This is a genomic window from Pseudomonas sp. FG47 (assembly GCF_057809115.1).
In genome coordinates this window covers 1-6,370 of sequence record NZ_JBMDJI010000072.1, presented here as the reverse complement: position 1 = coordinate 6,370, position 6,370 = coordinate 1, and the positions used below count along the sequence as shown (strand labels likewise).

Here is a 6,370-nt window from a genome sequence, read left to right as displayed (position 1 = left end):
ACAGTTGAGTGACCGACACCGGCCCGTAGGAGCCAGCTTGCTGGCGAAGCAGGCCACGCGGTGGCCTCAGGCCTTGATCACGATGGTGTTGGCCAGCATGTCGCCCAGCCGCTTGCGCGAGCCGAAGAAGATGAAGATCCAGTCGAAGATGCTCAGGAACGGCGTCGTGATGTTGCGCACGAACGACTGCCCAAGGCTGCAATTGAGGTAACTGCGCTCGTCCACCACACAGATCCCCAGCAGTTTCTTGCCCACGCTCTGGCCATTGGGCAAGGCATCGGAGAACAGGTAGTACGCTAGCGGCACCCCTAGCGCCAGCAACGTGGCCACCTGCTCGGGCAGTGGCAAGAGCTCGACGACCCTGAAGGTCACGAAGAAAATCGCGTAGGTAACCAGCACATCGATCATCTGCCCGCCCCAGCGTCGGCCCAAGCCCGCAAGGTTCTTGGGTTTCTGATAGGTGGGCGGGGTGGCGGAACTGCTCATGAATCCATTCCATTGCAAGGGGTGAGCCCTTGTATCGGCCAATCATGGCGCGGGCTTAGCGCCGTTTCGGTTACCTTGCAATAATCTTCAATACCCCGCGTTCGAGCAGCGCCAGACTGCGGTTTTGCCTGCAAGGAAACCGCCCCATGCAACAGTTCCTGGTCATCGCCGCCGCCCACTTCCTCGCCCTGCTCTCCCCTGGCCCGGACTTCTTCCTGATCGCCCGCGCCGCCGCCAGCGCGGGGTGGCGCGTGGCCAGTGGCGCATGCCTGGGGGTGGCGCTGGCCAACGGCGTGTTCATTGTCGCGGCCTTTGCCGGGATGTCGCTCCTGCAGGCCGGCAGCGCCCTGTTCATCGCCTTGCAACTGGCCGGCTGCGCCTACCTGCTGTACATCGGGCAACTGTTCTTGCGTCATGCCGGGCACAGCCGCCTGGAGCCAGGCCAAGGCCCTGCAACGGCCACGGGGTGGCTGGGCAACCTGGGCCTGGGCTTTGCCTCGGGCATCCTCAACCCCAAGAACGCCCTGTTCTACGCCAGCCTGGCGAGCATGCTCGCCGGCAGCGCCGCCCTGGTGAAGCTGGCTTACGGCAGCTGGATGTTCAGCGCCGTGCTGCTCTGGGACCTGCTGGTGGCCATGGCCATCGGCAACCGCCGGGTGCTACGCCGCTTCGGCCTGGCCCTGCCCTGGCTGGAACGGGCTTCGGGGGTAGTACTGATGCTGCTCGCCGTTGGCGTGCTCATGCATCTGCTGTGGGGCTGACCAAGGTCAGGCTGGCAAGGTCCAGCAGGCTGAAAGAGCCACTGCTCCAGCCCCGGGTGTCCAGGTGCCAGACATTGCCCAGCACCTTGACCGCAGGCACCGGCGTATGGCCGACCAGCAAGGCGCGTAGCCCTTGCACGGGTGTGCTGTCGCCAACCTGCAGGCGCCGCCGCGACCACTGGCACACCTCGCGAACCGCTGCATCGTCCAGCCCCTCACGCACCTGTGCCCAGTCGCTGAAAGGGCTGTCGGCGTGCAGCAAGCCAACCGGGCCGTCAGCGGTTTCGACCTGCAGCGCGACGGGCAGTTGCTGGAACGCCTCGACAAAAAGCCGCTGCGCCTGCGCAGGTAGATCGAGGAACCAGGCGCCACCGACAGCGCGGTAGGTTGCCAGGTCGACGCGACCGCCGCACAGGTGATTGATCGCCAGCGTCTCGTGGTTACCCTGCACCGCATGGAACCAGGGCTTGGCCAGCCACGCCAAAACCTGCGGGCTGTCCGGGCCACGGTCGACCAGATCCCCCACGCTGAACAGGCGATCGAGCGCAGGATCGAACCCCACTGCGTCCAGGCAGGCCTGCAAACGCCCGAAATGCCCATGGATGTCCCCCACGGCCAGATCGCGCCCGCGGGTATTGGCAGCTAGCCGCCGAAAAGCGTTCATTGCATCGATCCTCTACTACGGGCGCGACACCAGAGGGGCATAAGGCAAATCGCCCTGGCTCAGGAGCCTGCCGGCCAGGCATGCGACAGCATGGCACAGAGCACCCCGATCACGCAGCTCGAGGTGTGTTTCGCCCGCCGGCGTCCCGACCGTCAGGTGCGCAACCGACGCAGGGCGATCGGCGCGATCAAACGGTGAAATGGCGCCACCGCCAGCATGTACAGCCGCCCCAGCCAGTTGTGGGTGCGCACCACCGTGCTGACCCGTACTTCGCACTGGCCTGCGCCGAGCGGGCGGCGTAGTAGAGCGATATGCACGTCCAGGTGACGGTCGCAGTCGGCGAGCAGCACCTCGTCCGCCTGGTTGGCGAGCAAGGTGAAGACTCCCACCCGCTCACCCGGCTGGTAGCTGGCGGCGCCACGGGCGGGATCGATGGCGGTCAGACGCCCGAGGTCCTTGAGGCCCATTGGCGCGACCACACGGTTGCGCAGCGCCATGAGGTGGTCGATCCAGCCCGGCATGTCGGCCATCAGCCGCAAGAACAGGGCCATGGCCGGCTGCTGCTCATCGGCGAGGATGATAGCCCGACAATGACGAAAACTGGCCTGGGCCGCATGCGCGGCGATAAGCGAGTCGGCGGGGATGGTGGCGGTATGGGTCATCGCTGTTCTTCCATGAAATCCAAGCCTGGCGCCTGGTGAAGGCGACTGAGGCGATAGTATCCTCTGGGCCTGTCTCAACGCCAAGGAAGCGGCGACATGAAATACCTGTTGTTGACCCTGGCCAGCTATGCCGGCAGCTACTACCTAGTGGGTGGGTTGATCCGCGGGCGCCTGGCCGATCTGGCCGAAGGCCTGCGCCATCGCCCTGACGCGCCGCCAACTGGGCAGTTCCTGCGGGAAGTCGAGGAACATGCGCGGCGTGCCCATCGGCACTACAGCCTGTTTGTCGGCACGGCTTCGACCTTGCTGCTGGTGAGCCTGGCGGCCTGGCTCGGCTGAACACCTGGTTCAGAACGCCAATGCCAGGCTTTGCCGCCCCTCGAGCCCCAGCAGGTACTGCTTGGCCGGCAGGCCGCCGGCAAATCCGGTGAGGCTGCCCGAAGCGCCGATCACCCGATGGCACGGGGCGATGATCGAGATCGGGTTGCGCCCGTTGGCCGCACCCACCGCCCGCACCGCGCTGGGGTGGCCGATCTGCTGGGCGATATCGCGGTAGCTGCGGGTCTGGCCAAAGGGGATGCTCAGCAGCGCCGCCCATACCTGACGTTGAAATACCGTGCCGGTGAAATCCAGCTTGAGGTCGAAGCGTTGGCGCTGCCCGGCGAAGTACTCGCCCAACTGCCGGGCCGTTTCCCGCAAGGTCGGGTGCTGGTCGTCGCGATGCAGCGCGCCCAGGCGCACCCGGTTCTCTCGCTCCTGCTCCCACAACACGGCGGCCAGGCATTCGCCGCGCGCGACCAGGGTGAGGGTGCCGACCGGCGATTGCAGCAAGGTGAAGGCGCAAGACATGGGCAGGCTCCGGGCAGTGGCTGATCGAGGCACTGTACCCAGGCCGGGGTGGATGCGCACCCGGTTTCTTGCTCTGGTAGCGATCCTTGGCCGCGCCTTACACTGGCGTGGTGTTTTGCAAAGCACCACACTAGCCTGCCACTTGTCTTGCCAAGGATGAAAATACAGTGCCCTCGCTCAACCCGGACATTACCCTCGAACGCTTTGCCGAAGCCCATGTGCCAGGCGTCACCGCGCTGTACAACGAACCGGCGGTATGCCGCCAGGTCCTGCAGATGCCTTTTCAGTCGGCCGATGCCTGGCGCAGGCGCCTGACCGGGGACAGCGAACGGCACTTGCAATTGGTGGCCCTGCACCAGGGCCAGGTCATCGGCAATATCGGCCTCGAGCAAGTGAGCCGGGTGCGGCGCATGCATGCCGGCGTGCTGGGCATGGGCGTCGCCACGACCTGGCAGGGCCAGGGCATCGGCTCACGGCTGTTGGCTGGCGCACTGGAGGTTGCCGACAACTGGATGAACCTGGCGCGCCTGGAACTGACCGTCTATGCCGACAATGAAGCCGCCCAGGCGCTGTACCGCAAGTTCGGCTTCGAGGCCGAGGGCCGTCTGCGCGACTATGCGGTGCGCGACGGCCAGCTGGTCGATGCCCTGTACATGGCGCGGTTGCGCCGCCCTGTGGCGCCTCAATCGAAGAACTGCATGCCCTCGTAGGGCTTGGCCCGGCAAGCCGCCAGCCGTGAGCGCAGGTCACCGACATGGGCTTCGAGCTGGTGGCCGTCAGGGTCGAGAAAGTACAGCGACTCACCCTCGCTCTTGTCCTGCTTCCACAGCGCCACACCGGCCTCGCGCAAGCGTTGCGCGAAAGCGCTGAAGTGCTGCTGCGTTATCGAGAACGCATAGTGGGTATAGTTGCGCCGCAGGTCTTGGGCCTGGACCTGGTCGAGCGCCAGGCACAGCCACAGATCGCCCAGGCTCAGGTAGGCGCCCCGGGCCCAGCGGGCCTCGAGCCTGAAGCCCAGCACCTGGTGGTAGAAATCGACACTGCGCGGCAATTGAGCGACCGCCAGGGTCAGGTGATTGAAACCGGCCAGCATGGCAAATCCCTGTAGGAGCCGGCCTTGCCGGCGAAGCAGACGACGCGGCCTGAAGTGATCGCCGCGACTTTACCCAGAGGAAGGCCCACGAAACAACCCGTTTCACACCCGTCCCTCATTACTCAACGCCGCTCATGCAATATTTGGCAACATCCTCGCTGCCTGCCACCACGAAACCGAACGGAACCAATGCTGTCCCATTGCCATCGGTAACGACAGAGGTCGTTGCAACGGGCCAGCCCGGACGGCCTCGACCCCTGGGTTACCGGCGCGTGCTGGCTGCTTGCAGCCAATGCCGCCCTTTATTTTTCAAGGCTGAAAAGAGCGAATCATGAAACAGAATCTTCTCCTCGTGGCCGTGTGTGCCACCCTCCTCCAGGCCTGCACTTCGGCTTCCACCCCACACGAAGGATCGCCCTCGATGCCTGTCACCAGCGCCACTGTCGCCGCCCAACCGGCACTGCCGGCCTACTATTGGAACCTGGTCTCGGCCACCGACGCCTCGGGCAAACCCATCGCCGTCCTGGCCAAGGGTGTCGAGCGCAAGCTGCGACTGACCTTCGGCGAACGGAACCTGAACATCAGCGGCGGCTGCAACGGTCAGTTCGGTGGCTACAGCTACCAGGGCGGCGTGCTCAAGGTGCAGTCCCTCGCCTCGACCCTGATGGCTTGCGAAAAAAGCCTGATGGACCTGGACGCCCAGGTCGGCCAACTGCTCAAGGGTGACCTGCGGACCACCATCAGCGGCCAGACCCCGGAGCCACTGCTGCAGCTGACCACCCAGGACGGCTCGGTCCTCAAGTTCCAGGGCGAGGCCACCCCAGAGACCCGCTACGGCAGCAAGGGCGAGATCAAGTTCCTGGAAGTGGCCGCCAAGACCGTCAAGTGCAGCCACCCGCTGATCCCGAACTACCAGTGCCTGCAAGTGCGCGAGCGGCGCTATGACGACGCCGGCCTGCAACTGCCGACCCAGGATGCCTGGCACCCGCTGTACCAGTCCATCGAGGGCTATGAGCATCAGGACGGTGTACGCAACGTATTGCGGGTGAAGCAGTACGCGTGGAAGAACGCCCCGGCCGACGCACCGTCGCAGGTCTATGTCCTGGACCTGGTGGTCGAGCAGGACGCTTCGGGCAAGCGTTGACAGCCCCCGGCAGGCCATCGCGCATGGCCTGCCGCCTCACCCCGCCACTTGCACCTGCCCGGGTGCGCGCCCATGCCCAAGCCTCATCGTCACACCGCTGTGAGTGCCTTCAATCCAGACAGGCTTTAGCGGCCTGGCGCAGGCGATTGGTGGACAGGAAGCTGCCTTTGTAGAACGTGGCACGGCTGCCATCGTGGGATTTGACGACTTCCAACACATCATCGGAGGTCACCGAGCTGGACGCAGTGATTCGATAACCATTGGAAATCGATTTCTGCGTGGTCTGCGGCGCCAACGCTTGCCACTTGGGCAGCACACAGGCGGCATATGCCTCTGGAGTCTTGCGAGTAAGCTTGCTACCGGTCGGCTCGCCAGGTGTTGCGCAGCCTGCAAGGGATGTGAGCATGGCCGAGCAAATAAGAGTACGAAAAATTTGCATTTGCAATTGATCCATAAGAACTGATGGATTCTAACAATTGCCAGAAAGGACCGCCAACCAACCAAAGTAGATGATGACTGCTGGAACGTTGCGCTCCAACGCCGTCGCGCATGAGAAGCTATCAGAATCGTCTGATTAACCAGCAGAAGATCTGCACGTAGATTCGAGGCTTTATTTATCGAGCATGCGCTATGCAAAACTCAGACAAAGTTACGCTCAAGCAAGCAAGCAAGCAAGCAAGCAAGCAAGCAAGCAAGCAAGCAAGCAAGCAA

General features: G+C 64.0%; 10 protein-coding genes. 4 read left to right on the top strand and 6 right to left on the bottom strand.

The features are described 5' to 3' along the window. Positions 1-66: 66 nt before the first annotated feature. Entirely contained in the window at positions 67-486 is a 420-nt protein-coding gene (locus tag ACODS5_RS24470; protein ID WP_134693509.1) for an RDD family protein, read from the bottom strand. Positions 487-632: 146 nt separating this feature from the next. On the opposite strand from ACODS5_RS24470, the gene ACODS5_RS24465 reads away from it, so the two are divergent. Continuing rightward, entirely contained in the window at positions 633-1,247 is a 615-nt protein-coding gene (locus tag ACODS5_RS24465; RefSeq protein ID WP_489109868.1) for a LysE family translocator, read from the top strand. On the opposite strand, the gene ACODS5_RS24460 is transcribed toward ACODS5_RS24465, so the two are convergent. Beyond that, the gene (locus tag ACODS5_RS24460; RefSeq protein ID WP_134693507.1) at positions 1,225-1,911 is read right to left on the bottom strand and encodes a metallophosphoesterase; all 687 of its coding nucleotides are present in this window, start codon (positions 1,909-1,911) and stop codon (positions 1,225-1,227) included. The genes ACODS5_RS24465 and ACODS5_RS24460 overlap by 23 nt on opposite strands. A gap of 152 nt (positions 1,912-2,063) precedes the next feature. Beyond that, positions 2,064-2,573: a DUF2867 domain-containing protein gene (locus ACODS5_RS24455; protein ID WP_134693506.1), complete on the bottom strand. Its 510-nt coding sequence runs from the start codon at positions 2,571-2,573 to the stop codon at positions 2,064-2,066. A 96-nt stretch (positions 2,574-2,669) separates the two neighbouring features. On the opposite strand from ACODS5_RS24455, the gene ACODS5_RS24450 reads away from it, so the two are divergent. Then, on the top strand, positions 2,670-2,912 hold the full coding sequence (locus ACODS5_RS24450) for a hypothetical protein (RefSeq protein WP_489109867.1): 243 nt from the start codon (positions 2,670-2,672) through the stop codon (positions 2,910-2,912). 9 nt (positions 2,913-2,921) lie between these two features. Here ACODS5_RS24450 and ACODS5_RS24445 read toward each other — a convergent pair whose 3' ends face one another. Then, on the bottom strand, positions 2,922-3,422 hold the full coding sequence (locus ACODS5_RS24445; RefSeq protein WP_489109866.1) for a methylated-DNA--[protein]-cysteine S-methyltransferase: 501 nt from the start codon (positions 3,420-3,422) through the stop codon (positions 2,922-2,924). Positions 3,423-3,589: 167 nt separating this feature from the next. Between ACODS5_RS24445 and ACODS5_RS24440 the strand changes: the two genes are divergently transcribed. Next, positions 3,590-4,132 (top strand): GNAT family N-acetyltransferase, encoded by a 543-nt coding sequence (locus ACODS5_RS24440; RefSeq protein ID WP_489109865.1) that lies wholly within the window; start codon positions 3,590-3,592, stop codon positions 4,130-4,132. Here ACODS5_RS24440 and fos read toward each other — a convergent pair. Continuing rightward, a complete protein-coding gene (fos, locus tag ACODS5_RS24435) occupies positions 4,105-4,515 on the bottom strand; it encodes a fosfomycin resistance glutathione transferase (RefSeq protein ID WP_134693502.1) in 411 nt (136 codons plus the stop codon). The genes ACODS5_RS24440 and fos overlap by 28 nt on opposite strands. Positions 4,516-4,936: 421 nt before the next feature. On the opposite strand from fos, the gene ACODS5_RS24430 reads away from it, so the two are divergent. Next, on the top strand, positions 4,937-5,659 hold the full coding sequence (locus ACODS5_RS24430; RefSeq protein ID WP_489109864.1) for a DUF4377 domain-containing protein: 723 nt from the start codon (positions 4,937-4,939) through the stop codon (positions 5,657-5,659). 109 nt (positions 5,660-5,768) lie between these two features. On the opposite strand, the gene ACODS5_RS24425 is transcribed toward ACODS5_RS24430, so the two are convergent. Further along, complete coding sequence (locus ACODS5_RS24425; protein WP_489109863.1) at positions 5,769-6,098, bottom strand: hypothetical protein; 330 nt, start codon at positions 6,096-6,098, stop codon at positions 5,769-5,771. Positions 6,099-6,370 lie beyond the last annotated feature (272 nt).